At 63.1% G+C, this 428-nt stretch carries 1 protein-coding gene; it reads right to left on the reverse strand.

Annotation, left to right across the window (positions count from 1 at the left end):
• The coding region (locus tag AACY49_RS31340) for a hypothetical protein (protein ID WP_339528241.1) at positions 1 to 341 on the reverse strand (341 nt) is incomplete at its 3' end.
• Positions 342 to 428: the final 87 nt, after the last annotated feature.

Below are 428 nucleotides of genomic sequence, written 5' to 3' on the forward strand. Positions count from 1 at the left end.
TTGAAGGAGGCGAGCAACATCGCGCCGATGCTTCCCCAAGAAACCGCCGCGCGGATCGCGAGCGCCTGGGCCAGCGGAAACGCGCTCATGATCCACACGAACGCGCCTGCCCGCGCCACGAAATATAGCGCCCAAGCGAGCGTGAAGGCGCGGAAGAACTGCACCACCTCGGGGCGGTCCGCCGGAATATCGGGTTTGCGCTGCCGCGCGATGCGCAGCACCAGCGGCTCCTGCCCCGATGCGCCGACCAGAAACACGCCAGCCGTCAGCAGATTGAGGATCGCGCCTTCATAGCGGATCATGAACGGGGTCTGCGCCCATAGATCGATCGCCTGCGTCAAAGAGCAACACACTCCAATGTTTATCCATCGTCGAGTCGTTCTTGGTCCGTCGAGCAATAGTTGGCTTAGAGCCGACCGGGCTGCACG

The organism is Pseudomonas sp. EL_65y_Pfl2_R96 (assembly GCF_963970905.1).
Classification (GTDB): Bacteria; Pseudomonadota; Gammaproteobacteria; order Pseudomonadales; family Pseudomonadaceae; genus Aquipseudomonas.